Here is a 248-nt window from a genome sequence, read left to right as displayed (position 1 = left end):
CTGGTGTATTGCACCGAGATCGATGCCGAACAGGATCTGGCCTCGCTGTCGGATCAACAATGGGCCTCGCTGCACAACCTGACACCACGTCAACTCGAGGTCCTGCGACTGGTGTGCAAGGGGCTTTCCAATATCGAAATCGCTGCTCAATTGAGTCTGAGTGTGGCCACCATCAAAAGCCATATCAGCGCTATTTTTATGGCGCTGGGTGCCAAAAGCCGTTCCGAATCCATCAAGAAGGCTCAACA

Annotated in this window: 1 protein-coding gene; it reads left to right on the top strand. The window is 53.2% G+C overall.

From position 1 onward, the window contains the following. The coding region (locus Q4563_RS21625) for a response regulator transcription factor (protein WP_303605992.1) at nucleotides 1-248 on the top strand (248 nt) is incomplete at both ends.

The sequence above is a fragment of the Gilvimarinus sp. 1_MG-2023 genome, from assembly GCF_030548285.1.
Note: the sequence above shows the minus strand (reverse complement) of the source record. Positions and strands in the feature narration are given on the sequence as shown.